Annotated in this window: 26 protein-coding genes and 1 pseudogene; 9 read left to right on the forward strand and 18 right to left on the reverse strand. The window is 38.9% G+C overall.

What is annotated here, in order from left to right:
- Positions 1-6: 6 nt before the first annotated feature.
- The 4 genes from AC559H_RS18900 to AC559H_RS18915 all read right to left on the reverse strand — a co-directional run bounded on the left by AC559H_RS18900 (position 7) and on the right by AC559H_RS18915 (position 5,882).
- Complete coding sequence (locus tag AC559H_RS18900) at positions 7-462, reverse strand: type II toxin-antitoxin system VapC family toxin (protein WP_026795272.1); 456 nt, start codon at positions 460-462, stop codon at positions 7-9.
- Positions 449-694, reverse strand: coding sequence for a hypothetical protein (locus AC559H_RS18905; protein WP_026788024.1), 246 nt, complete (start codon positions 692-694; stop codon positions 449-451). The genes AC559H_RS18900 and AC559H_RS18905 overlap by 14 nt, the downstream gene beginning before the upstream one ends.
- A gap of 169 nt (positions 695-863) precedes the next feature.
- The gene (metH, locus tag AC559H_RS18910) at positions 864-4,382 is read right to left on the reverse strand and encodes a methionine synthase (RefSeq protein ID WP_026795271.1); all 3,519 of its coding nucleotides are present in this window, start codon (positions 4,380-4,382) and stop codon (positions 864-866) included.
- A gap of 270 nt (positions 4,383-4,652) precedes the next feature.
- Positions 4,653-5,882 (reverse strand): adenylate/guanylate cyclase domain-containing protein, encoded by a 1,230-nt coding sequence (locus AC559H_RS18915; protein WP_026795270.1) that lies wholly within the window; start codon positions 5,880-5,882, stop codon positions 4,653-4,655.
- A 618-nt stretch (positions 5,883-6,500) separates the two neighbouring features.
- Between AC559H_RS18915 and AC559H_RS18920 the strand changes: the two genes are divergently transcribed.
- Together AC559H_RS18920 and AC559H_RS18925 are read left to right on the forward strand one after the other, a co-directional pair.
- Positions 6,501-7,592 carry an ISAs1-like element ISPlr1 family transposase gene (locus AC559H_RS18920; protein ID WP_026795269.1) on the forward strand — a complete coding sequence of 364 codons (1,092 nt, stop codon included), beginning with the start codon at positions 6,501-6,503 and terminating at the stop codon, positions 7,590-7,592.
- 353 nt (positions 7,593-7,945) lie between these two features.
- The gene (locus AC559H_RS18925) at positions 7,946-8,371 is read left to right on the forward strand and encodes a hypothetical protein (protein WP_026795268.1); all 426 of its coding nucleotides are present in this window, start codon (positions 7,946-7,948) and stop codon (positions 8,369-8,371) included.
- Here AC559H_RS18925 and AC559H_RS18930 read toward each other — a convergent pair.
- Entirely contained in the window at positions 8,364-9,554 is a 1,191-nt protein-coding gene (locus AC559H_RS18930; RefSeq protein WP_026795267.1) for an IscS subfamily cysteine desulfurase, read from the reverse strand. The two genes, AC559H_RS18925 and AC559H_RS18930, sit on opposite strands and share 8 nt — an antisense overlap.
- A 134-nt stretch (positions 9,555-9,688) precedes the next feature.
- Here AC559H_RS18930 and AC559H_RS18935 point away from each other — a divergent pair, with 134 nt between their 5' ends.
- The 4 genes from AC559H_RS18935 to AC559H_RS18950 all read left to right on the forward strand — a co-directional run bounded on the left by AC559H_RS18935 (position 9,689) and on the right by AC559H_RS18950 (position 13,731).
- The gene (locus tag AC559H_RS18935; RefSeq protein WP_026788020.1) at positions 9,689-10,339 is read left to right on the forward strand and encodes a DUF3386 domain-containing protein; all 651 of its coding nucleotides are present in this window, start codon (positions 9,689-9,691) and stop codon (positions 10,337-10,339) included.
- 101 nt (positions 10,340-10,440) lie between these two features.
- Positions 10,441-10,680: a NifU family protein gene (locus tag AC559H_RS18940; RefSeq protein WP_026788019.1), complete on the forward strand. Its 240-nt coding sequence runs from the start codon at positions 10,441-10,443 to the stop codon at positions 10,678-10,680.
- A 104-nt stretch (positions 10,681-10,784) separates the two neighbouring features.
- A complete protein-coding gene (locus tag AC559H_RS18945; RefSeq protein WP_036832928.1) occupies positions 10,785-12,248 on the forward strand; it encodes a response regulator in 1,464 nt (487 codons plus the stop codon).
- Positions 12,241-13,731, forward strand: a complete 1,491-nt coding sequence (locus AC559H_RS18950) for a PAS domain-containing protein (protein WP_051319657.1) — start codon at positions 12,241-12,243, stop codon at positions 13,729-13,731. Before AC559H_RS18945 ends, AC559H_RS18950 begins: the two co-directional genes overlap by 8 nt.
- A gap of 48 nt (positions 13,732-13,779) precedes the next feature.
- Here the strand turns inward: AC559H_RS18950 and AC559H_RS18955 are convergent, their stop codons facing one another.
- The 13 genes and pseudogenes from AC559H_RS18955 to AC559H_RS19015 form a co-directional block, all read right to left on the reverse strand.
- Complete coding sequence (locus AC559H_RS18955; RefSeq protein ID WP_026795266.1) at positions 13,780-14,103, reverse strand: DUF2442 domain-containing protein; 324 nt, start codon at positions 14,101-14,103, stop codon at positions 13,780-13,782.
- Between the two features lie 247 nt (positions 14,104-14,350).
- Positions 14,351-14,503 (reverse strand): type II toxin-antitoxin system PemK/MazF family toxin, encoded by a 153-nt coding sequence (locus AC559H_RS18960; RefSeq protein ID WP_081692370.1) that lies wholly within the window; start codon positions 14,501-14,503, stop codon positions 14,351-14,353.
- The gene (locus AC559H_RS18965; protein ID WP_051319656.1) at positions 14,493-14,696 is read right to left on the reverse strand and encodes a hypothetical protein; all 204 of its coding nucleotides are present in this window, start codon (positions 14,694-14,696) and stop codon (positions 14,493-14,495) included. The genes AC559H_RS18960 and AC559H_RS18965 overlap by 11 nt, the downstream gene beginning before the upstream one ends.
- A 194-nt stretch (positions 14,697-14,890) precedes the next feature.
- Positions 14,891-15,097, reverse strand: a complete 207-nt coding sequence (locus AC559H_RS18970) for a type II toxin-antitoxin system HicA family toxin (protein ID WP_026795264.1) — start codon at positions 15,095-15,097, stop codon at positions 14,891-14,893.
- Entirely contained in the window at positions 15,094-15,294 is a 201-nt protein-coding gene (locus AC559H_RS18975; protein ID WP_026795263.1) for a type II toxin-antitoxin system HicB family antitoxin, read from the reverse strand. The genes AC559H_RS18970 and AC559H_RS18975 overlap by 4 nt, the downstream gene beginning before the upstream one ends.
- A gap of 138 nt (positions 15,295-15,432) precedes the next feature.
- Positions 15,433-15,774 (reverse strand): type II toxin-antitoxin system PemK/MazF family toxin, encoded by a 342-nt coding sequence (locus AC559H_RS18980; protein WP_026788015.1) that lies wholly within the window; start codon positions 15,772-15,774, stop codon positions 15,433-15,435.
- A complete protein-coding gene (locus AC559H_RS18985) occupies positions 15,771-16,004 on the reverse strand; it encodes a hypothetical protein (RefSeq protein ID WP_026795262.1) in 234 nt (77 codons plus the stop codon). Before AC559H_RS18985 ends, AC559H_RS18980 begins: the two co-directional genes overlap by 4 nt.
- A gap of 198 nt (positions 16,005-16,202) precedes the next feature.
- Positions 16,203-16,835 carry a methyltransferase domain-containing protein gene (locus AC559H_RS18990; protein WP_026788013.1) on the reverse strand — a complete coding sequence of 211 codons (633 nt, stop codon included), beginning with the start codon at positions 16,833-16,835 and terminating at the stop codon, positions 16,203-16,205.
- 255 nt (positions 16,836-17,090) lie between these two features.
- A complete protein-coding gene (locus AC559H_RS18995; protein ID WP_051319655.1) occupies positions 17,091-18,533 on the reverse strand; it encodes a DUF1214 domain-containing protein in 1,443 nt (480 codons plus the stop codon).
- Positions 18,534-18,756: 223 nt separating this feature from the next.
- The gene (locus AC559H_RS19000; protein ID WP_202806355.1) at positions 18,757-19,539 is read right to left on the reverse strand and encodes a DUF1214 domain-containing protein; all 783 of its coding nucleotides are present in this window, start codon (positions 19,537-19,539) and stop codon (positions 18,757-18,759) included.
- Positions 19,540-19,596: 57 nt separating this feature from the next.
- Positions 19,597-19,752 (reverse strand): annotated as a pseudogene (locus tag AC559H_RS19005) (DUF1254 domain-containing protein); the annotation flags it as partial.
- 399 nt (positions 19,753-20,151) lie between these two features.
- Positions 20,152-20,295, reverse strand: a complete 144-nt coding sequence (locus tag AC559H_RS19010; RefSeq protein WP_026788012.1) for a CAB/ELIP/HLIP family chlorophyll-binding protein — start codon at positions 20,293-20,295, stop codon at positions 20,152-20,154.
- A gap of 162 nt (positions 20,296-20,457) precedes the next feature.
- Positions 20,458-21,042, reverse strand: a complete 585-nt coding sequence (locus AC559H_RS19015; RefSeq protein WP_026788011.1) for a DUF3611 family protein — start codon at positions 21,040-21,042, stop codon at positions 20,458-20,460.
- 61 nt (positions 21,043-21,103) lie between these two features.
- On the opposite strand from AC559H_RS19015, the gene AC559H_RS19020 reads away from it, so the two are divergent.
- The 3 genes from AC559H_RS19020 to AC559H_RS19030 all read left to right on the forward strand — a co-directional run bounded on the left by AC559H_RS19020 (position 21,104) and on the right by AC559H_RS19030 (position 22,329).
- On the forward strand, positions 21,104-21,274 hold the full coding sequence (locus AC559H_RS19020; protein WP_026788010.1) for a CAB/ELIP/HLIP family chlorophyll-binding protein: 171 nt from the start codon (positions 21,104-21,106) through the stop codon (positions 21,272-21,274).
- Positions 21,275-21,575: 301 nt separating this feature from the next.
- The gene (locus AC559H_RS19025) at positions 21,576-21,866 is read left to right on the forward strand and encodes a hypothetical protein (protein WP_026795261.1); all 291 of its coding nucleotides are present in this window, start codon (positions 21,576-21,578) and stop codon (positions 21,864-21,866) included.
- Positions 21,867-21,894: 28 nt separating this feature from the next.
- Positions 21,895-22,329 (forward strand): heavy metal-responsive transcriptional regulator, encoded by a 435-nt coding sequence (locus AC559H_RS19030; protein ID WP_026795260.1) that lies wholly within the window; start codon positions 21,895-21,897, stop codon positions 22,327-22,329.
- The last annotated feature ends 180 nt before the right edge of the window (positions 22,330-22,509 follow it).

A 22,509-nucleotide genomic window follows, 5' to 3' on the forward strand; every position in this document is an offset into this window, starting at 1 on the left:
TATTAGTTACTCTGGGATAATCACTTCAATATCCATGTCTCTACACCAAGCAAAATCATCAACATTAAAAGTATATATTCGCCTGATTCCGTGTGACATCATTGTAGCAACGTGCATAACATCAAAAACGGTTGCACCAGTTACCGGATGATTTTCCAACAAAACCAGCAAACTATTAGTCAAGTTTGATGGTTTTGGTAATAGTTGGATATTAGGCATTTGAATCAGTCTTTTTATTCTCCATATTGTTTCTACTGGTGTAATAGGTTTCTTGACTTGGCTACTACTGGTCATAACAGAATAAAATTCTGCAAGAATTTGATCGGAAACGCACAATACTTCCTGTTCACTGGGTCTTAAAATTTTTAATGATGCTTTGTGTTTATCACCACTTTCTGTATTTACAGAATAGACCAATATATTTGTATCTAGGAAGCTTTTTTGCATTTTATCCTGTGTCATATATTTTTGCTCTGCTGATGGGTTCTTTAACGCCAATATCAGCAATCAGCCAACTAAATTCTGCATGAAGTTGCCTGAGTTCATCATCTTCTGGAGTTACGCTTAAGTTATCATTACCTCCTTGATTAATTTGTTGATTGTCAGGAACAGACCGAAGTGCTGTTACAATTTCTTCGACAAGAGCAATTTGCTTGTCGCTGAGTCCAGTTACATCAATTACTGTGGTTTTCATAAGGAATCTTTTTTTTGCCCCCAAAAGGGACGAAAGATATTGTAAATTGATGGTGAAATGAATACTCTGAAAAGGCAGAAATTAAAAATAAATCTACCTTCTCAGAAACACTCTATACTCATATTAACATATCTAACCCATGATGGGTTAGTAAAAATGAAACATGAGGTTAAAGATTGAAGTATTTAGAAACAGGATGATAGGTAATAAACGCCGTTGTAGACTGTTCTGGATAAATTTGTTCACTTTCATCCATATACATCTTAATTCGGTCAGTTTGTAATAACTCAACCTGCTTATATTGGTCTTGAATATTCGGACAAGCCGGATATCCAAAACTATAGCGAGAACCCCGATGACGTTGGGCTAAAACATCCCGCACATTATCCGGTTCTTCATTTCCAAATCCCAACTCCCGACGAATTTTTGTATGAGTCCATTCTGCCAACGCTTCGGCGGTTTGTACCGCCATTCCATGGAAATACAAATAATTCTTATAGTCATTTTCAGCAAACAGTTTTTGCGCGTATTCCGTAGCAATTTCCCCAACAGTTACCGCCTGCATCGGGAAAACATCAATTTTGCCACTTTCTTTAGAGGCAAAAAAGTCCGCAATACACAAGCGTTTTCCTGATTTTTGTCGAGGAAAGTCAAACCGGGCAACCTGTTTTTGATGATTTTCTGGGTCAAAAATTAATAGCGAATTCCCCTCCGATTGACAGGGGAAATATCCATAAATCACCGTAGGATGTAATAAATTTTCCGCTAAAATCTTAGCCTTCCATTCCGTTAAAACTGGATAGACTTTTTCAGCTAAAAATTGATTATATTCTTCCTTTGATTGTTCCCTGGGTTTGCGAAATTGCCATTGACCTACAACTAACGCTTGTACATCTAAATACCACCAAATATCCTCTATAGGAATATCTTGCGGTTGTAAAATTTTCGTTCCCCAAAAAGGAGGGGTGGGACGTTCAATATTAACATCAACAGCTTCAGAATGTCGGGTATCAATCACAATTTCTTCAGGATTTTCTGAAGCATTTTTAACTGTTTCCGACTTAACTTTAATTTTCTTGACTTCTGCATATTCCCCTAAAAATCCCTGGGAATCATCCCATTTTTGGGCTGTTTTCGCAGGCATTAATTTATCCATGAAATTCAAGTCAGAAAAAGCATCTTTGCCATAAATAACTTGACCTTGATAGACATTTTGACAATCTTCATAGACAAATTTTGGAGTTAAAGCCGCCCCACCTAAAATTACCGGAACTGTAATACCTTCTTTATTGAATGCTTCCAAATTTTCCTTCATAAAAGCAGTGGATTTAACTAATAATCCACTCATGGCAATACAGTCCGCGCCATGTTCTTTGTAAGCATTGATAATATTTTCCACGGGTTGTTTAATCCCTAAATTAAGCACCCGATAGCCGTTATTAGATAAAATAATATCGACTAAATTTTTACCAATATCATGCACATCCCCTTTAACCGTAGCAATTAAAAACATTCCTTTACCATTATTCCCCGTTTCTGACTTCTCCATATACGGTTCCAAATAGGCAACGGCGGCTTTCATAGTTTGGGCAGATTGTAACACAAAAGGTAGCTGCATTTGCCCAGAACCAAATAATTCTCCAACAACTTTCATCCCATCCAAAAGAATATTATTAATAATCTCTAGGGGAGGATATTGTTTTAACCCTTCGGCTAAAGCATCATCTAATCCAATTCTTTCTCCATCAATAATATGACGTTTTAAACGTTCTTCTATCGGAAGGTTAATATCTCCAGAACGATCTCGTTTTGTGGTTTTACCCTGAAATAAATTAGTTAGTTCTCCTAATGGGTCATAAACACAAACATCCCCATCAAATCCTCGCTGGTCATAAATTAATTTCCGACAAACTTCTTGATGTTCGGGGTCAATTTTAGCTAAGGGTAAAATCTTATTGGCGCTAACAATAGCCGCATCTAACCCCACTTGCATAGCTTCATGGAGGAACACCGAATTTAACACTTGTCGCGCCACCGGATTTAAACCAAAGGAAATATTAGAAACCCCTAAAACAATATGACATCCGGGCAATTCTTGACGAATTTGACGAATAGAATCTATCGTGGCTTTGCCATTATTTCGGTCTTCTTCAATACCCGTAGAAATCGGTAATGCTAAGGGGTCAAAAAAGATTTCATAAGCCGGAATACCATAATTAACGGCCGCATTATAAGCCCGTTTAGCAATTTCAAATTTCTTCTCGGCGGTTCTTCCCATTCCTTCCTCATCAATGGTTCCTACCACAATAGCAGCACCATATTTTTTAGCAATTTCTAACACTTTATAAAAGCGTTCTTCCCCGTCTTCATAGTTAGTAGAATTGAGTAAACATTTCCCCCCAGATACCTTTAACCCCGCTTCCATTTTTTGCCATTCCGTCGAGTCTAACATCAAGGGTAAATTGACATTAGTAACAACGCGAGAGACTAATTCTTTCATGTCTCGCACGCCATCTCGCCCGACATAATCGACGTTAACATCTAAAATTTGCGCCCCTTCTTTTATCTGGGATTTTGCTAAGGAAACTAACCCATCCCAGTCTTCTAAATTAAGTAAATCTCGGCATTTTTTAGACCCACTAGCATTGAGACGTTCACCAATAATTAAAAATGAGTTTTCTTGTTCATAACTTTGGGGACTATAAATTGAAGCCGCCGAGGGAATAAATTGCGGTTCCCGTTGTTTGGGTTTCAGGGTTTGAGAAATTTCAGCTAAGGCTTGAATATGGTCATAACGGGTTCCACAACAACCGCCAATTACCTGAACTCCCAAATCTTCAACGAAGTGCATTAACGCCATTTTTAGTTCAAGTGGCGTAAGTTTATAATGGGCTTTTCCACCAACATTTTCCGGTAAACCAGCATTAGGAATACAGGAAACAATAAACGGGGAATTTTCCGATAAATAACGAATATGTTCTTTCATTAAATCGGGGCCAGTGGCACAATTCAAACCTAAAATATCAATTTTATAGGGGGCTAAAATTGTTAACGCCGCGCTCATTTCTGACCCGACTAACATGGTTCCAAAGGCTTCCATTGTGACGGAAACCATAATCGGACGACGTTCTCCTTTTTTAGTAAAAACGTCTTCAATTCCGTTTAATGCGGCTTTAATTTGCAGCACATCTTGGCAAGTTTCAACGATGAATAAATCCACACCTCCATCAAATAATCCTTCCGCTTGTTCTGCAAAGGCTTGATGTAAGGTGTCAAAATCAATATGTCCGAGGGTAGGAAGTTTGGTTCCTGGCCCAATTGAACCCGCAACAAATCGGGGTTTTTCTGGTGTAGAATATTCTGCTGTTAAACCTTTAGCTAATTCGGCGGCGGTTTTGTTTAAATCATAAGCTTTATCAGCTAAATCATATTCAGCTAAAACAATAGAAGTGGCGCCAAAAGTATCGGTTTCAATAACATCTGCACCCGCTTCTAAAAAGCCTCGATGAACATTAGCAACGGCTTCGGGTTTGGTATATATTAAATATTCATTACAACCTTCGTAGTCTTTCCCGCCAAAGTCTTCGGCGGTGAGATTTTGGGTTTGTAGGTTAGTTCCCATTCCCCCATCAAACACGATAACGGGACGTTCAGGACTATGCAGACGGTCTAAAAATGCGCTTTTCATAGAAGGTTAATCATAGGGAGAAAGGGTGATTTTACAATTTTACACGAAGAAACCAGGTTCGGTGGTAAGAGGATATTTTGGGTTGTCCTATTGATTTAGGGACAATAGCTTATAAGTACCTAAACAAAATTAATTACACATCCTCTACCCTGTTCCCTCCCCCCTAGCCCCCCGTGCACGGGGGGTTTCGGGGGGGCTGTTTCGGTGTTCCCTCTCTCAACTAGGTAATTTATTTTGTACAACTACTTATTGTATGAATTTCTCTGTCATTTAACCGTTTAAACGCCAAGCAATTAAAGGTTCGACTTTTCCTTTCACAAAAATTGGGTCACAAGGTTGAACATTTAGTTTACAATTTAAGGCTTGATAAATGGGATCAGAAATAGTAATTTGTCCAGCCGGAGTAATTCCTTCCAAACGTTTACCCGTATTCACCACATCTCCAATAACAGTGTAAGTTCTAACTTTTTTTCCGCCAAATAATCCTTCAATTACTTCCCCACAGTGAATACTGCAACCTGCTCCTAAGCCATAGGGATTGAGAACATTTTTAGCTGCTTCTTGCATCGCTTGAGCCGCTTGAATCCCCTGTTGTGGGGTGGCATATATCGCCATAATTTCATCCCCAGCTAGGGTAATTTTTAAGGGATGATATTGTGAAGATTCCGGTTCTACAGTTTGATAATAATGGTTTAAAACTTGGGCGGCAATATCGGGTTGTGTTTGTTCACACCATTGAGTAAAACCTCGAATATCCATAAATAAAATAGTGCGATCGCATTTTTGAAATGCCAAAGCTTCAGGATTATTTAAAGCCATTTCCACCATATAACTTCCCATCCCCCATTCTGCCATATTTCCTAATAGTCTTGCGGTCTGTTGGAGTTGATTTCGCTGTTGTGAGAGTTGAAACGCTTGTAAACCTAAAAGTAACCCAATTAAAATCAGACTTAACGTTAAAAATGAGTGGGTTTTACTTTGAAGAAAATGCAGAAAACTTCTTCCATATAATGTATTAGACTCTTTGGAAATTTCAACCACAATATAAAAAGCAATAATCATTAAAGTTCGGGTGATACTTTCCAGAGGAAAAAATAACCAATCAGCATTTAATTTCCCATGAAATCTTAATCCCTGGAGAGTAGCAATAATCAAAGAAAATATTAAGAATACTAAATGAATAGGTTCTTTAAAAAACATTACTCCATCAATGGGTAAATCCATTGCTGCGTACAAACCAACGCCGACCAAATTTCCCCAAAATCTATTGGAATTGGGGCGAGAAAGCACCCATGCTTGGACTAACATGGCTACAATTAATAAATATTCTGTGGGGTTAGTAAAATATTCAATCCAACTTTTAGAAATAATAGTAGAGAGACTTTTTAAAATCAAAAAATAACCACTGTTACTCAAAAGCTCACCCCAGAAAGCACTCCAGCGATTTCCTGTAAATCGAGATTCTAAAATGGGTCTGAAAGAATTAGATAATGTATACATGAATTCATCGTTTAATGCTAATATTATTTTTGAGATTTATTGTTTTACACAGACTGCCGTATACTAATTGTTTTTACGTCAGCTTTATTCACATCAATAATTTATTTTTTATAGACTGTGAATAGGGATTTTTTAAATTCTCAGCACCCAAACCCTAAGTAGTTATATTAGAAAATCACACTTTGTATCATAACATACTTTATGATGCGAAGTATTAGTCATTAATTTCTGAATTCAATTCCGCTTGAGTCCTATCTCAATTAAGTTGAATGTTATCTAAACTTGAGGATAAATCTAAAAAGTGACAATCCAGTGACAATCCAGTAATCCAGTGACGATACCAGTGTTTGAGGAGGGAGGTTACCTTCCCGGTAGCAGTCGGTAGCCCAGAATTATTCAAGAAACCTTGACATTTCCTTGATAAGTTCAGAAATTTCTGTAACAATAAATACATTAAGACACCAGACGGATCTTAAAACCCAGACGGTGAAGTATTTCCGGGGCTAGGGGGGGAGGGAACAGGCAGGGCTGTTTCAAAGTCAGGTGAAAAAGAGTAAAGAAAGAGCGATCGCCACCTGATAAAATGGAGAGCGATCACCATTTTTTTCTAAAATAAAGATGCTAACAAGTTTAATAGAAAATTTAAAAGAAGTCAAGGATTTCCGAAAAAATCAGGGAAAAAGGTATAGTTTATGGGAAGTGCTATTAGTAGTAGTTTTAGGGGTGATGTCAGGGCATCAAGGATATCGAGAGATGGAATATTTTGTCAAAGCCAACGAAGTTATCCTGAAAAGAACATTCAATATCTATAGCCAAGGAATGCCATCTTATTCAACAATAAGGAGGGTGATGAGAGGAGTAGACGAGAAGGATTTAAGCAAAATAGTAAAAGAATGGTCAAGAGAGAATTCTCCTAAATTAAAGGGAATAGAGGGATTAGCAATAGATGGAAAAAGTTTAAGAAGTACGGTAAAAGACCCAGGCAATCAGCAGCAAAACATGGTAATAATGGTATCTCTATTTAGTCAAGAAACCGGATTAGTATTAGCGACGGAAAAGTTCGAGAGTAAAACCGGTTCAGAACAAGCTGTAGCCCAAGGGATAATAGAAGAATGTGGTCTAAAAGGAAAGTTAATAACTGCGGATGCGTTACATTGTAATGTCACCACAGTCCGAAAGATTATCGAGAGTGAAAACGATTATTTAATCGCGGTTAAAAAGAATCAAATCAAACTGTATAATCAAATTGAAAAAATTACAAAAACGACGAAAGCTGAAAGTATAGATACTCAAAAAGAGAGGGGTCATGGACGAGAAATAACTCGTCGGGTATCAGTGTTTAAAAATTCGATAAAAATTGAAAGCCCTTGGGAACATATTCAAAGTATAATTCAGGTAGAAAGGTGGGGATACAGAGGAAAAAAGCCTTATAGAGAAACGGTTTATTATATAAGTAGTATCTGGGAAAAGGCGGATTTTTTTTCCAAAAAAATTAAAGGGCATTGGGGGATTGAGAATCAAGTTCATTGGGTAAAAGATGTGTTATTTAAAGAGGATAGTATGAAAATTCATCAAGTACAAGCCGCGACTAATTGGGCACTGCTCAACACCCTAGGATTGAATATTTTCAGAGGTTTAGGATTTTTGTCAATAACAGAGGGAAGAAGGTGGTTAGGAAATCATTGGGAGAAATTAGTGGCTATCTCTTAATCCGAAAGTTAAAAATGAAAAAATAGAGCAATTAATTTAGGAAAAATAGATAAAAATCGGGAATGTAAGTCTTACTCCATAGGGAATAAGAATATTTATGCTGCTTAGATAATACCTCCTATAATTAATATTAATATAGCAATTATATGAAATATTAATTATTCGGAAAATAGCTATCATGTTTGAGAATTATGACCCAAAAGTAGGCTATAATTTTCAAACATGAAACAGCCCTGCCCTAGCCCCCCGTGCACGGGCGGGGGCTGTTCCCTGCTATAACAGACTTGATACTCCGACTCAAAAATTCAGGGTCTTTTGTAGCACCTAAACTTTTTTAAAAAGGAGTGTTTATTATGAAAACTCAATGGGAAATTTATCGCAAATTAGAATTAATTCCTGATACGGTTTTATTCCCTTCAAATGAACAGGGAATATCGGGATTTTATCAAGGTAAAATATGGCATTCTTGGGTAATTTTTTGTGCCAAAAATTTATCAGAGCAACAAATACTTAACCATATCGAGGACTGTTTTAAACTCGATTTTTCTGATCCTAATTCAACAAAAAGATTTCATTTATTCCGAACCCTTTGGCTGATTTTAAATCAACCCATTCAATTCTCTAATCTCTCAACAAAATCAGAACCTTATGTTTGGAAAAGTTCTAATTTGTTAGGTTCCGCCCAATGGCATATTTATGATCCCAAAAGTGGTCTAACCTATGATTTAGACTCAGAGGAAGATGTTTTAAGTTGGCTGGAAAAACAGAATTCTAATTAGGCAAAATTGAAATAGTTGTTGAGCGAGATGCGACTTTTCTCAAGGCTTGAATAGTGTTTATCGTATGCTCTGCTACTTGGTTAATTTCTGATTCTGTGGTGAACCGACCCAAACCAAAACGAATCGAAGCATAGGCTAAATTATCCGAATGACCCAATGCTTTTAAAACGTGGGAGGGTTCAATTTTTGTCGAGGTACAAGCAGAACCAGAAGATACCGCCATCATAGTTTGTAATCCTAATAGTAATGCTTGACCATCAACGCCGTCAATACTAATGTTTAAATTTCCAGCTAACCGTTGGGTTGGATGACCATTCAAATAAATTCCTTCTAGGGTTGATAATTTATTCCAGAGGTTTTCTCTGAGTTGAATTAACCTTTGAGTTTCAATTAACCTTTGGGATAAGGCAATTTCAATTGCTTTAGCAAATCCGACAATTTGAGGGGTACATAAAGTTCCTGAACGCATTCCCCGTTCATGGCCCCCACCATGAAGTTGAGGTGCTAATTTCACCCTAGGATTTCTCCGCCGTACATATAACGCCCCGATACCTTTAGGGCCATAAATTTTATGGGCGGTTAAAGACATTAAATCAATATTTAATTGCTGAACATCCAGAGGAATTTTACCGATAGCTTGAGCGGCATCAGTATGAAATAAAACCTCATGACTATGACAAAGTTCTCCAATTTCAGCTAAGGGTTGCAGCACTCCAATTTCATTATTAGCTGCCATAATTGAGACTAGAATAGTATCGGGACGCAGGGCTATTTTAAGATCAGATAAATCAATTATTCCATCGGATTTTACCCCAAGATAAGTAACTTCAAATCCCAAAGTTTCTAAATAATGACAAGGATCAAGAACAGCATTATGTTCGGTTATGACAGTAATAATATGTCTACCTTTATTAAAATAGGCTTCAGCTACTCCTTTTAAGGCTAAATTATTAGATTCCGTAGCTCCACTGGTGAAAATAATTTCTTCGGGAGAGCAGTTAATTCCATTAGCAATAATTTCTCTAGCCTGTTTAACAGCGGCTTCAGCTTCCCACCCATAAATATGATTAATACTGGCGGCATTACCAAAATATTCCGTAAAATAGGGTGACATTGCTTCTAAAACCAAGGGATCAACGGGGGTTGTAGCGTTACAATCCAGATAAATTGGACGTTTAGACATAATTATTGCCAATAAAAATAGGTGAGTTTTAATCTCTAATCCTTAAGTTTAGTCTATTTTTTTCGAGACTGAACTCAGGAACCCCTTAATATTCTATAATAGAGATTATAGTGCTGTTCATCCCTAGCTATTTTATGACCGAATCAAAAAACGCTTTAGATTTATTTCGGAATGCCTATGAAAATCGTTATACCTGGGACTCTAACTTCCCCGGTTATCAGGCTGAGATTGAACTTAAACAGGGGGATGAAGTCTACACCGGACAGATTCAAATTAACCCAGACTTGACGGTGGAAGTTAGCCAAATTGCTGACGAAGAAGTCAAGCAAAGCGTCTATACCCAACTGCGGGATGTAGTCACCCATCGCAAACGCAGTTCTTTTGAACAAGCCCATGGAAAAAATAAATTTAGTTTAGGAGAAATTGACGATACCGGGGCTTTACAAATCCTAGTCGAAGGTGATGCCATGGGATCAAATTATTCCGTGCGTGGCGATCAAATTTCTCGGGTTAGCCGCGTCATGGGTCGGATGGCATTTGTGATTAATACCCATGAAAGTTTGGACACCGGAAAAGGTTACGCAGCAGCCCGTTATGATGCGGTATTCCGTAACCCTCAAACTCAAGAAATTATTAAAGAACTTGAGTTTGAAGATACCTTTGAAAAATTTGGCAACTATTACATTATGACTCACCAAGTAGTTCATTCTAAAGAAGCCGATAAACTGATGATCACGGAGTTTAACTATTCCCAAGTCAAACTGCTTGAGGCCGTTGCGGTTTAATCGCAATCAGTGATTCCTAAAGGGGGATGAATTGATCCAAAAATAACGTTAGGATGAAACTATCCCAACTCGATTTCTGTACTCTCAATTTAAGGTAAATTATGGATACACTAGCACTAACTGAAAAAAACGTAGAGACTGTTTTAGATGAACTCCGTCCTTATCTAATGTCGGATGGGGGAAATGTAGAAATCGTTGAACTCGATGGCCCGATTGTTCGAGTCCGACTACAAGGAGCCTGTGGTTCTTGTCCTAGTTCTACGATGACCTTAAAAATGGGAATTGAACGCCGTTTGCGCGAAAGAATTCCTGAAATTTCCGAAGTTCAATCCGTTGCTTAGGGGATTTTTTTCCTAACAGATTGTCCAAAGTTTAATAATTAAAAATTATCAACTTTGGACTGGATTTAACTTTCTTTTCCCCTTCCCTAAATTCTGTCCCCTCTATGCGTGTTTTATTGGTAGAAGATGATCAGGATCTGGCTGAGACTTTGGTGGTGGCTTTAGTTCACCAAGGGTACACTGTTGACAGGGTGACAGATGGAATAGCCGGGTGGGAAAAAGCACAAAAATTTACCTATGATTTGATGATTTTAGAGGTGGAATTACCTCAATTAGATGGGATAAATTTATGTAAAAAACTGCGATCGCAAAATATTACAAATCCGATTATTTTATTAACCGCTTACAATCATCAAGAAGATAAAGTTAAAGGCTTGGATGCGGGCGCGGATGATTATGTGGTTAAACCCTTTGATGTGCAGGAATTATTAGCTAGAATTAGGGCTATATTTCGCCGACGTCAACCCACGGTTTCAATTCTTTTGGAATGGGAAGATCTGCATTTGAATACGAAAACCAGTGAAGTTATGTATCGGGAAATGCTCCTCAATTTAACCCCTAAAGAGTATGGATTATTAGAACTATTTCTCAAACATCATCAACAAATTTTTAGTTTAGACCTAATCCTAGAGCAACTCTGGACATTTGAAGACCCACCAACGGAAAATACTGTCCGGGCGCATATTAAAGGATTAAGAAATAAACTTAAAAATGCCGGTGCCCACGCAGATTTGATTGAAACAGTATATGGCTTAGGTTATCGTCTTAAACAGCAATCTTACCCTAAAATTGAACCTAAAAAAACCAGTAAAAAACCCGAACTCGATCAAAACAAACTGGATCAAGCTATTGTTGAAATTTGGCATAGATATCAAGGCAAAATTTGCGATCGCATTACCATTTTAGAAGAATTTTCTCTCTCCAACCAACAGGGAAAACCCGATCAAAATATCAAACAAAAAGCTCAACAAGAAGCTCATAAACTTGCCGGATCTTTAGGAACATTTGGCCTAGGAGGAGGCTCGATTATCGCTAAAGAAATCGAACAACTCTGTCAAAATCAAACCTTAAATTTAGCAGAAATTACCCTATTGCAAGAATTAGTCTTTAAACTTAGAAAAGAAGTTGAACAATATTCTCCCCCTTCCACAATACAAAACCCTCAACCGACCTCGATTAAATCCGACCATCAAGTTTGGATAATCAGTCAAGATAAATTATTAATTGAAGCCGGACAAAAAGCGAGTTTAAGTTTGGGAGTTGAAACCAAAATTCTCACGGATTTATCATTAATTACAGAACTCAAATTATCATCCAAAAAACAACAATATTCTCCCCTAGTATTTTTAGATTTTGACTTATATTCCTCCTACGATTTATTAACCAAACTTACTCAACAGACCCCGCCAATTCCTGTGATTGTTATAACTCAACAAAAGAACCCAAATCAACGGGTAAAAGTCGCTCAATTGGGACGCCAAGGATTCTTGGAAAAACCCATCACTTCAGAACAAATGATTAAACTCATGATCGATACCTTTAGTCAAAACCGTAGCTTAAATGATTAATCAAAATTCCGAAACTGAAACTCAATTGATTGCTTCCCTACAAGCAATTAATCAACGATTAATTCAAGAAATGCAAGAACGACAACGGGTAGAAGAAGCATTGCGAGAGAGTTCAGAAAGGTTGAAAACCTTAATTAATGCCATGCCGGATTTAGTCTGCTTTAAAGACGCTTCAGGACGTTGGTTAGAAGCCAATCAAGCAACCTTAGAACTATTTCAAATCCAGACTTTAGATTATCAAGGAAAATCCGATCCTGAATTAGTAGAATTAGTAGGACAGATTCATGGTAAAAATTTCTATAGAAATGCCTTAATTAATTTTCAAAAATCCGATCAAGAAGTTTGGGAAAATCAACAACCTTCCCAACAACAAGAAATTATTCCCGATGTTAATGGCAACCCCAGAATTTTTGATCTGATTAAAGTTCCTTTATTTCATCCCAATGGCGAACGTAAAGGATTAGTTATATTGGGGAGAGATATTACCGAACACCAAAAAGCTGAAAATGCTTATAAACAATTAGCTGCCATTGTAGAATCTTCCGAAGATGGAATTATTGGCAAAACCTTAGAAGGAAAAATTATTAGCTGGAATAAAGGGGCGGAACAAATTTATGGTTACTCCGAAACTGAAGTTAAAGACTTTCCCTTTGGTTTATTAACCTTACCTGAAAGAGCCAGCGAAGTTCCTCAAATTTTAGCCAGTATTCAATCCGGGGGCAGTATTGATCATTATGAAACCGTTCATATTCGCAAAGATGGACAACATATTGATGTTTCTTTAACCATTTCTCCGATGAAAGATGAACTGGGAAATATTACGGGAATTTCTACAATTTCTAGGGATATTAGTTATCAAAAAAGAATCGAAAAAACCCTAGAACAACTCCGTCATCAAAATGAATTAATTTTAGATTCAGCCGGAGAAGGAATTTGTGGTTTAAACCAAGAGGGAAAAATTACCTTTGCTAATCCGGCCGCCGCCAGAATCACCGGATACACTGTCCGAGAATTACTGATGAGTGATTGGCAAAAAATCACCGCAGAAGTTATCGCTGTTTCCGCCTCCGAGACTCTCCCCCAAAAAAACGTCCATTCTGGTTATCAATCATTAACTAATCAACAAAGTTCTCAAATCTTTGCCACCTTAGAAGATGGTTTAGTTCGTCATGTCGATAACGAAGTTTTTAGGCATCGCAATGGGTCTGATTTCCCCGTCGAATATGTTAGCACTCCCATTCAAAATCAAGGGGAAATTATTGGGGCTGTGGTCATCTTTAAAGATATTACCGAAAGGCAAGCCATGGAAAAAATGAAAGATGAATTTATCTCCGTTGTCAGTCATGAACTTAGGACTCCTTTAACCTCAATTCATGGTGCTTTAGGATTATTAGCCAGTGGATTATTAGATACTCAACCCGAACGCGCTAAACGAATGTTTGAAATTGCTGGTGCTAATACAACCCGTTTAGTCCGTTTCTGATTGTACTGGGGTTGTGGAGTTTATATAAAGTTTATCTACCCGAAGAAGTTAACCTGGGTTAATTTTAATATTACCAATAGATTGCTTGTCAAAAGCAATTTCAAATAAAAACTCAGGGGCAAAGTCTGCTCCGTTTGGCCATTCTATAGTCCGACTGGTTACAAATACCTTTTGAAATAAACTTTTAGCTTTCAAGGGTTCAAAGATTTCTCCATACAATTCTTGTTCTAAATCTACAATCCCTTCTATTCCATTATTAAACGTTAGCTTTAATTGATAGTTATCCAGATATTCCACAGAGACAACATTAAGCAAGATATCCTTTTTAGGGAAGGGGATCGATTCTGTTAAGAGGTTTTCTTTGACGCGCATTTTCCCAGTTCTCCAATAGTTCAGATTGGTGCAGATCAAGCCATTCCCATACTAAAGAAGCTTGATAGAGTGGGCATAAGCTAAGAATAGCAATAAAGGTTGCCCTCTATTGTAAGCGTTCGCTTCGCTCCATCATCGACAAGGTAACGGCGATCGCATTTTTAAAAGCCAAAATGTCGCGGTTTTAAGGTTTAATCAACAAGATGATGGCGATCGCACTATTTAATTGTCTATCGAATAATCAATACTAAGTTGTTAATGGAATCACAATTCTTAAAGCAATCGGACTATATAAATCTGAACTAATAACAACAACAGGACGTTTTTTCCTAATTTCTTGTCCGATGGTTGGCTCAAGGTTAACTTGCCAGATTTCGCCGCGTTTTTGGTTAATCGTCATCGTTTTCTAATCCTTCTCCCTCAATTTCTGAAAAGAAATCTAGTTCAGGATCATTATTGACATCTTCAGCTATTTCTTGAATAAGAGGACGTAAAAGTTTATATCTTTCTGATAGAGAAAGTTGAGCAATTTCTTGTAATGAAGGCAAAGAAGATTGAGCAATATTTTCATTAATAGTATCAATACTTAACATTTTGATTACCCCTAAAGTCTTCATTTACCTATTGTACAACAAATCTCGAACAAATAATGTGCGTTATATTTCATTAACGCACCCTACAAGATCAGCGATCGCACTGATGACAATAAAAGCGATCGCACTTTCAGAAGCTAAAGCGATCACGTTTTTAAGCCTTAATCAACAAGATCGGCGATCGCCGCCAAAAGTTACAAATCATTATCAGTGAGATTAGCAACTTTTAGAAAATATCTTAATAATCCAGGTTTTAGGGCTTGATTGCCATGAATCGGTACGGAAATTCGGGCTGGATTATTTGGTTTCCCATAGATATGATGGCTACCATTTATGCGTAGTAGTTGCCAACCATTTTGTTCTAATATTTTTGCAAACTCTTTGCCTGAAATAGACTTCATACGGCAATTTCTAAAATTTGGGAAGATTCATCAAGTTGTAGTTGCTCCGTATCTACTAACAAACAACCTTCAACCGCTTCATATAAGTTTTGTAAGAGTTCTTCAAAGGTATTACCTTGGGTAGCACAGCCAGGAAGAGCAGGAACTTCAGCCCAATAACCCGTTTCTTCTGTGTGAACAATGACTTTGATTTTCATCGGTTAAGGTGTTTAAAGAGTATTTCCCTTATTATACCGTGATCGCACCTTAAACAGCCAAAGTAATCGCACTTTCAAAAGCCAAAATGATCGAAATTTTAAAGTTTAATCAACAAGATGACGGCGATCTCACTAATTTTATTTTCTTAGCCAATTGATTAAAAGATTTTTAATGCGTATTAGTCTTTCTGGTGAGATATTTCCTAAACGTGCATTGATTACAGATGATTCGACACTTGTTAATCGTCCTAGCCGAATTAAAGAAGCCACTTTAAGTCCAGTATTAATATAGTCGGAATCTGAGGTATTAATGATTTCGTCAAATCCTAGAGTAGCTTGATGGAGACGAGAAGAAATTAAAGCAAGTAATAAATCACGATGGCGACTTGGTGAAATAGCAATAATTAAGGCTGGGCGTAGTTTTCCTGATTTCAAGTCTGCTTGAGGAAAACGAATTAGAACAATATCACCAGGTTTCATGGTTGATAAATTTCTTGAGCATCTGCTAGGGAATATTCAATTTCATCTTCTTCTTTGAAAAATTGCTCTAATGAAAATTTTTGCCAGTCTTCATCTTGCCAATTAGTATATTCTGAAATGTTATTTGGATCAGGGGAAATTAATCGGGTAAAGTTGGCAATTTTTTCAACAATGTCATCAGGTAATCGGTCAATCTGTTGGTGAAGTTCTTCACGAATTGTAGCAGACATAAGTTAAATTATTTGATTAAGGGGTAAAATTGATAGTATTGATTATAACTCAGATATTGGGTGGTAATTTGGGAAAAAGCAATGTTGGGTTTCGTAACCTCAACCCAACCTACAAGATCGGCGATCCCACGACAAGATCGGCGATCGCACTTTTATGTACGGAATGTGGGTTAGACGCTATCCCAGGCAGTAAACCCGCTATTTTTCTGCAATAATCCAGGTCACAATTGGCCAGTCAGGATCATTGCGAAGGGCTAACTGATGAAGAGGATGCCAAGCAGCCTGGGGAATACCTTCAAACCGCAGACCATCACGAATTAATAGCCAGGCTTCAAAATTGCCCCAACCTTGACAAGCCAAAATTCTAGAAAATCGTTGACTCAACAGGGCTAATGCGTCGGGAGTAAATCGCCAATAATCTTTGGGAACCAGGTGAATCGGATTAATAAAACAAGTGGTATGAACCGCAATCCCGCCAGGTCGCAACACTCGCCAACTTTCATCAATGGCCTGTTGGGGATTGCCTTCAACGTGTTCTAAGACTTGATCGGACAGGACAAAATCAAAGGATTCATCGGCAAAGTTCAGGGATAAAAAGTTATGATCGGGATAATTAGCTTCGGTTAAAGTTTTAGCTTGAATACCTAATAGTTCGATTAAATTTTGCGAGTGACTAATGGATAGAATATCCCCTGCTTTTTTGGGAAGTTTTTGACCCTGGGCTTGCAAATTCGCATACATGGAATAACGGGTAATGTGAGGGCCACGTTCTAAGCCTAGGAGGGATAATTTCCAAAGATTAGCTCTTAAATTTTGCCAAAAAGTTGTCATTTTTTACTGAAGTTTAAGATTAAGAGATATTGAGATTAGCGATCGCAAGATTGCCTTCCGAGCTATCAAAGGTTATAGTGCGATCGCTGATCTTGTAGGTTGGGTTAAGGAACGCAACCCAACAAATTAAATGACAATGGTGTTAATTCGTTTTGGAGAGGGGATATTGTTTGTGTAGAAACGTTGGGTTTCCTTTCGTCAACCCAACCTACAAGATCGGCGATCGCACTACAGCTACAAGATCAGCGATCGCACTTAATCGATCTCAACAAAATCAGGCAAGCTGAACGTCTTATCAAAGAAGGGGTCTAGGGGAGCATAAAGACGAAAATAAACAAACCAACCATCCTCTCCTACTGTCTTCATAAAATTACTTTCATAACCCGCAGGAGCCTCCGCACCGATAAAAAGATCGATGCTTTTGTCATCGTTATATTGCAGGTTTTCCATTCGACTATCAAGGCTGACACTGGAAATTTCCGTACCGCCATTATCGTAGGATCGTCGAGTATTTTCGCTGTATAGCGACAAAGACCAGAATTGCTCAGGGGGGACGGGGACATCATTGGGGACAGTCAGCTTATAGGTTTTATCGGCTCGGAATGGATTGCCTTGACTATCCCGTTTAGTCGTCATATAGATTTGACCTTTGCCGGGTGTAGGATTAACCATGCCTTTGGAAGTGGCGACAGCTTCATAGAACCAAGTGGTCCGTTCATCCAATTCCACACGGTTTTCGGTTTCCTGGGGAATGGTAAAGTCAACGCTCTTGTACCATTGGGTTCCCTGCCAATACGGTTCGGCAAAGCGGGGATTCACTTGTAGGTTTCGGGCCATCAGTTCACCCATCGCTCCACCTTTTTCGAGAATCGATGTCTGGCGTTCATTAGGGTGAAAGTCTTTGTCCTTTTCAATGCCCAAGGGTAACAGCATCGCCATCCAAGCTTTATCAATGACCCGTACTGGCTCCTCATTGATAATCGAAGACAAAACCTGCCAATACTTTATTCCACGAGGGGCTGTTGCATTCCATTCAACATCCAGATCTTCGATGAAGTTGACATTTTGTAGAGATTCGCGGTCCTGACCCATTTTCAGGGAGGATTTGAACCGTTCATAAAACTCAGTACCAGAATTGAGGATACGCAAGCCCAAGAACAGGTTATTGGTTGCACTTTGGATGACATAGACATTCTGCTCGTTCTTATCATACTTTTGGAGATCATCTTCAGGGCCAACAATGATGTATGTAGCACCTTGACCCTGATCTGGGCCAGTCAATCCTACATCTGCAAGGGGACGTTGCCAAAAATCCATGAAACCACCTGCGGTCTCACCTGCGGGGTAATCTACGACTAAAGGACCTGCCTTCAAACTGGTGAAGTTGAAGATATAGGGCGTGGTGAGATTCGCGGTCAGGATGCCACGTTTTTCTTTGAGCGATTTGAATACGACAAAATCAAAAGGGTTTGTTGCATTATAGTCTGCTTTTTGGCGATCACGCCAGTTGGTCATACTAACAAGGGGTTGACTCCAGATATAGGTTTGGCAAGCCCGTTGATAGTCCATTTCATCAAACAGATGTTGGGAGGCTTCATCATTGAAATAGGTGTGGACTAATTCAATGTCGCCAATGGGGGTTTGGATAATTTCATTGCCGTAGAGTTTGGCATTTCGTAAAGTAGAGGAAGTAGTCATCTGGGTTGCTTGTTTTTAAGTTTTTAAGTAGTTAGGGGTACTTAAGTAGATAGATTTCCTTGAAAGCCTTGCTGTGAATCGATTTTCTAAAAAATCAATTGCGCCTACTTACTTAGAAAAGAAGTGGTTAAAAAACTTTTGCAAGAGGTTTAAGGTAACCGAAATACAATATACCATGACTGGAACTATTAACGCAGACGAGCAAGAAATATTCTGGATAGGACTATTTCAACAACTCCATTTCCCCTGGTCGCCACGTCTTGTCAAACCAAGGCTCAAGCGGGCCATAAAGCCGAAGAATCGTATTCCAACCCGTTTCAGGCATCGTCTGTACCCAATTATTCTCCTTGCCAGCAGGCGGTTTCGGCCCGAAATAGATATCCACAGAACCATCAGCATTAACCAAAAGCCCCTTAGTTTGACTACCGACACTAGGAAACTGTTGATCCGTCTGAATCTGCGATCGCGTTTGGTTGCTGTAAAGAATGACTGACCAGAAATCTTTAACAGGAATATTGGGCGGTAAACGTAGGCGATAACTCTTGCCACCATCGAGGAGATTACCCTTAGCATCACGGGCTGTCCAAGCATATTGAGAACCCAATCCCACCATTTTTTCTTCCATCGCAGGAGTAACCCCCGTCGCCATGAAATAGTAATAGATATAAGCATCCATATTCAGAACATCAGGCTGGGTCTGGAACTTATAGCCACCAATAAAAGGTAACTGCCATGAACTGTTTGCATAGTAATAAGCATCCTTCTGTCGATTATGAAAAGCGATCGCCCGTGCCGTTGCATCCCCCACAGCCGCCGCTTCCGTCAGGATTTTTTTCATGCGTTCATCGGGCTTGAAAGGTTTGCCTTTTTGAATACCGATAGAGGCATAGTAACCCAGTCGAATTTGATCGAGGGACTCACTCGGTTCTTCCTGTACCACCTGATTGAGCAGTTCCCAGAACCGATAATCGGCAGGTGCAATCGTATTAAACGGCTTGCCCGACATATTCACAAAATTTAAAGCGGGGGGATTGTTCGCACTGTTTAGAGAATAAATTTTCGTGTTCTTGGTCACCAACTCAACCCCAGGTTTCGGGTCGCCCTTAACCAAAAAACTACGCCAGGGAATCCAAATATTAAAAGTCGGCGACTTCACCACGTTGTAACCCGATGGAATTTCCCCTTTGTAGCCTGGGGGTAAAAAGAGGTACTTTCCGCCTTGGCCTTTATCCTACCGTGTACACACAAGTGCGATCGCTGATCTTGTAGGTTGGGTTAAGGAACGCAACCCAACTATGGAAAATGACAATGATAGACCAACAAATTAAGATAATAAATGACAAGCAAGAGATAATGCAATACAAAAGTTAATATGGGTTTCATCACCTCAATATAATCACCACAACAAGCGATTTCCTAAAAATCACGACTCACAGGAATAGCGATCGCAATAATACATTACTCCTCTAATTCTGTTACTTTTTCAGCAAGCCCTATTTCTAATCACAAAAATCCCCCAAACACTACGAATTTGAGGGATTATTGCTATTTAGGGGGTAAATGGGGTTCTCAGGTTAAGTCCTAGAACCCTTGAATGCGTTGAAAACAACCGGAAAAATTACATTAAACCTAATTGAGACAGAATCCCTTGACCGGTTAGAAGTTCCGTGGCTAAACCGATGGTGAAACCTAACATGGCTAAACGGCCATTCCAAGTCTCCGCGAATTCTGTAAACCCAAACTTGGTATCTTTGCTTTCCATAATCAAAAAATCTCCTGTTTGCTTGAGCCAACTACATAAAAGTTAACACAGTTTCCAGAAGTTTGCAACTTTTTGTTAAGAAAGATTGACAAAAACCCAAAACCCTTATCTATAAGTACATTCTTCCTGTTCCCCATTCGTAATTCGTAATTCGTAATTCCCCTAATTCTTATAAATTCGATTGATCAGCCACAAGCCACCTGCGATCCCAACAAAATGAGCCACAATTGTATGGGTATTAGCCAAAACTACAAAAAAATCAAGGGGTTGGACAAAATCTTGCAAGTTGCCAGGAGCATTAAACAAACCACGGGGTTGAGAGATGGCTTTTGCCAAGAGAATCCCATTAATTGCTTCCGAAGCCATTAAAGTTACCGCCATTCCAGTTAAATTACTGGTTAAGCCTGTACGGATGCGCTTGAAGGTTTCTCCTCGACTGGGACGGGTAATGCCCGGTGCTTTGAGTCTACGGGCCAAACGAGTATAACCAAAGGCCTGAAAAATACTAAATCCCAAAATCCCCAGTCCGATGAGGGCAAAGACCAAACCCCCACCAATTCCCGATGATGGGGCCGTTGTTCCTGTCGTCCCACGACTAAAGACTAAAATGGCAAAAAGCTGAATCACAGCCGAAATCACCCCTAAAACCAGTTGTATCCAAAAGCAAATCCAGCCTGTGGTACGAAGGGCAGAGGCAACTTGTTGAACCGAATTCGGAATTGGTGATTGGTCAGGTAGATAGGACATTTTTTAAACAATCAGGGGTTAAAATCAAAATCAAAGCCGAAAAAATCCTAGGAATTCAAATATGAGCCAACCACAACCTACGACAACCCCCAACCTCAACGAACCCAAATTTGGATTCAATCAATATACTGAACGATTAAATGGTCGAGCCGCCATGATTGGTTTTTTGATCACCTTGGCAATTGAATATTTTAGCGGACAAGGTTTATTATCCTGGCTAGGGCTGAGTTAATCTTACCAAATTGATTGATTATTGGTGATCAGTCTTCCGTTTAGGAGTGAGGGGTAATTTAGGATTTCCAGGGTTTAGCAGTAGTTTTTATGATTAACTCAAATCCGGGCTAAACACAATCCTAAGTTTGCCCTCCATCCAACGGATGACCAATGACCCAAATCCAGTCAATCCCTATAAATTAGGTTAAATTAGGATTAGATAAACTTTCAAGTGAAGAAGATTATAAGATAATGCTATCGGCTCCCAATCCGAGAGATTGTACTTAAGTTAACCCTTAAAAATTTAGAGTAAAATTGTGATGAATGCTTTATGGCCCCGTGTTCTCAGGTCTGCCTATCGTCGAGAACCTATTGTTAGTTTTGTGGTCACAGTTGGAATCGTAGATGCTGTGATTGGTGGAGTTAGTTCCAGTGTATCCTTATTAAGTTTTGGCCTTTCCAGCGTTGGGGTAATCTTGGTTTTGCGGTGGTGGATGTGGCAAAAGTCTAAACTACAACAAGCTGAAACTGCCCCAGAATATGCCCTTCCCCCAAGTTCTGCCCGTTCTCCCCTTCCCAAGCTGACGGATAAAAAACGATCTTCCTACTAAGTCGATTAATAGTTAGGATTACGAAAAAATGGATGCGGTGATTGCAGATGAAAGATTAAAAATCGGTGATGTCGCTCAACAAAGTGGCTTGTCGGTGAAAACCGTTCGTTATTATGAAGAAATTGGCTTGTTAGCACCTACTGTTGAACGGTCAGACTCTGGATATCGACTGTTTGAGCCGTCGGTGATTAATCGTTTGGGTTTTGTTAGACGTGCTCAATCTTTGGGTTTGAGTTTAAATGAAATTAGAGATATTTTAAAGGTTAGCGATCGCGGCGAACTTCCCTGTGAGGAAGTCAAACAACATTTGGCACTTAAAGTTGAGGAGATTAATCACCAAATCACAGCCTTGGAAATCTTAAAAACGGAGTTGCAACAGTTACTCAACCATTGGCAAGATCATCCTTTATCCGTTCAAGTAAATACAAAAATCTGCCCCAATATTCAAGGAGAACCCCCTTAAAGAAATCGGGAAGGAATCTGATTTATCCTTCCCGTTGCTTTGTTGATTCAGTTTATTTCTCAGGGTTTGCCGTTGTTTTTTCAGTTGTCGCGCCCTTGCAGAACCGCCTTTTCCTTTCGTATTTCTCCCTTGAGAGCGGGGAGATTCCCAACTTTTCAAATACCGTGCCATTTTCTTTAT

This window comes from Planktothrix prolifica NIVA-CYA 540, assembly GCF_963864145.1.
Taxonomy (GTDB): Bacteria; Cyanobacteriota; Cyanobacteriia; order Cyanobacteriales; family Microcoleaceae; genus Planktothrix; species Planktothrix agardhii.

Excerpts from the sequence above, each read along its gene's own strand:
- AC559H_RS18915 (WP_026795270.1), bottom strand. The coding sequence starts at position 5,882 with ATGTATACATTATCTAATTCTTTCAGACCCATTTTAGAATCTCGATTT.
- AC559H_RS18955 (WP_026795266.1), bottom strand. The coding sequence starts at position 14,103 with ATGCGCGTCAAAGAAAACCTCTTAACAGAATCGATCCCCTTCCCTAAA.
- AC559H_RS18935 (WP_026788020.1), top strand. The coding sequence starts at position 9,689 with ATGACCGAATCAAAAAACGCTTTAGATTTATTTCGGAATGCCTATGAA.
- AC559H_RS19000 (WP_202806355.1), bottom strand. The coding sequence starts at position 19,539 with ATGTCGGGCAAGCCGTTTAATACGATTGCACCTGCCGATTATCGGTTC.
- AC559H_RS18950 (WP_051319657.1), top strand. The coding sequence starts at position 12,241 with ATGATTAATCAAAATTCCGAAACTGAAACTCAATTGATTGCTTCCCTA.
- AC559H_RS18900 (WP_026795272.1), bottom strand. The coding sequence starts at position 462 with ATGACACAGGATAAAATGCAAAAAAGCTTCCTAGATACAAATATATTG.
- AC559H_RS19010 (WP_026788012.1), bottom strand. The coding sequence starts at position 20,295 with ATGGAAAGCAAAGATACCAAGTTTGGGTTTACAGAATTCGCGGAGACT.
- AC559H_RS18980 (WP_026788015.1), bottom strand. The coding sequence starts at position 15,774 with ATGAAACCTGGTGATATTGTTCTAATTCGTTTTCCTCAAGCAGACTTG.
- AC559H_RS18905 (WP_026788024.1), bottom strand. The coding sequence starts at position 694 with ATGAAAACCACAGTAATTGATGTAACTGGACTCAGCGACAAGCAAATT.
- AC559H_RS19020 (WP_026788010.1), top strand. The coding sequence starts at position 21,104 with ATGAGCCAACCACAACCTACGACAACCCCCAACCTCAACGAACCCAAA.
- AC559H_RS18960 (WP_081692370.1), bottom strand. The coding sequence starts at position 14,503 with ATGACGATTAACCAAAAACGCGGCGAAATCTGGCAAGTTAACCTTGAG.
- AC559H_RS18995 (WP_051319655.1), bottom strand. The coding sequence starts at position 18,533 with ATGACTACTTCCTCTACTTTACGAAATGCCAAACTCTACGGCAATGAA.
- AC559H_RS18975 (WP_026795263.1), bottom strand. The coding sequence starts at position 15,294 with ATGAAAATCAAAGTCATTGTTCACACAGAAGAAACGGGTTATTGGGCT.
- AC559H_RS18940 (WP_026788019.1), top strand. The coding sequence starts at position 10,441 with ATGGATACACTAGCACTAACTGAAAAAAACGTAGAGACTGTTTTAGAT.
- AC559H_RS18965 (WP_051319656.1), bottom strand. The coding sequence starts at position 14,696 with ATGTTAAGTATTGATACTATTAATGAAAATATTGCTCAATCTTCTTTG.
- AC559H_RS18920 (WP_026795269.1), top strand. The coding sequence starts at position 6,501 with ATGCTAACAAGTTTAATAGAAAATTTAAAAGAAGTCAAGGATTTCCGA.
- AC559H_RS18970 (WP_026795264.1), bottom strand. The coding sequence starts at position 15,097 with ATGAAGTCTATTTCAGGCAAAGAGTTTGCAAAAATATTAGAACAAAAT.
- AC559H_RS18990 (WP_026788013.1), bottom strand. The coding sequence starts at position 16,835 with ATGACAACTTTTTGGCAAAATTTAAGAGCTAATCTTTGGAAATTATCC.
- AC559H_RS19030 (WP_026795260.1), top strand. The coding sequence starts at position 21,895 with ATGGATGCGGTGATTGCAGATGAAAGATTAAAAATCGGTGATGTCGCT.
- AC559H_RS19015 (WP_026788011.1), bottom strand. The coding sequence starts at position 21,042 with ATGTCCTATCTACCTGACCAATCACCAATTCCGAATTCGGTTCAACAA.
- metH (WP_026795271.1), bottom strand. The coding sequence starts at position 4,382 with ATGAAAAGCGCATTTTTAGACCGTCTGCATAGTCCTGAACGTCCCGTT.
- AC559H_RS19025 (WP_026795261.1), top strand. The coding sequence starts at position 21,576 with ATGAATGCTTTATGGCCCCGTGTTCTCAGGTCTGCCTATCGTCGAGAA.
- AC559H_RS18985 (WP_026795262.1), bottom strand. The coding sequence starts at position 16,004 with ATGTCTGCTACAATTCGTGAAGAACTTCACCAACAGATTGACCGATTA.
- AC559H_RS18930 (WP_026795267.1), bottom strand. The coding sequence starts at position 9,554 with ATGTCTAAACGTCCAATTTATCTGGATTGTAACGCTACAACCCCCGTT.
- AC559H_RS18925 (WP_026795268.1), top strand. The coding sequence starts at position 7,946 with ATGAAAACTCAATGGGAAATTTATCGCAAATTAGAATTAATTCCTGAT.
- AC559H_RS18945 (WP_036832928.1), top strand. The coding sequence starts at position 10,785 with ATGCGTGTTTTATTGGTAGAAGATGATCAGGATCTGGCTGAGACTTTG.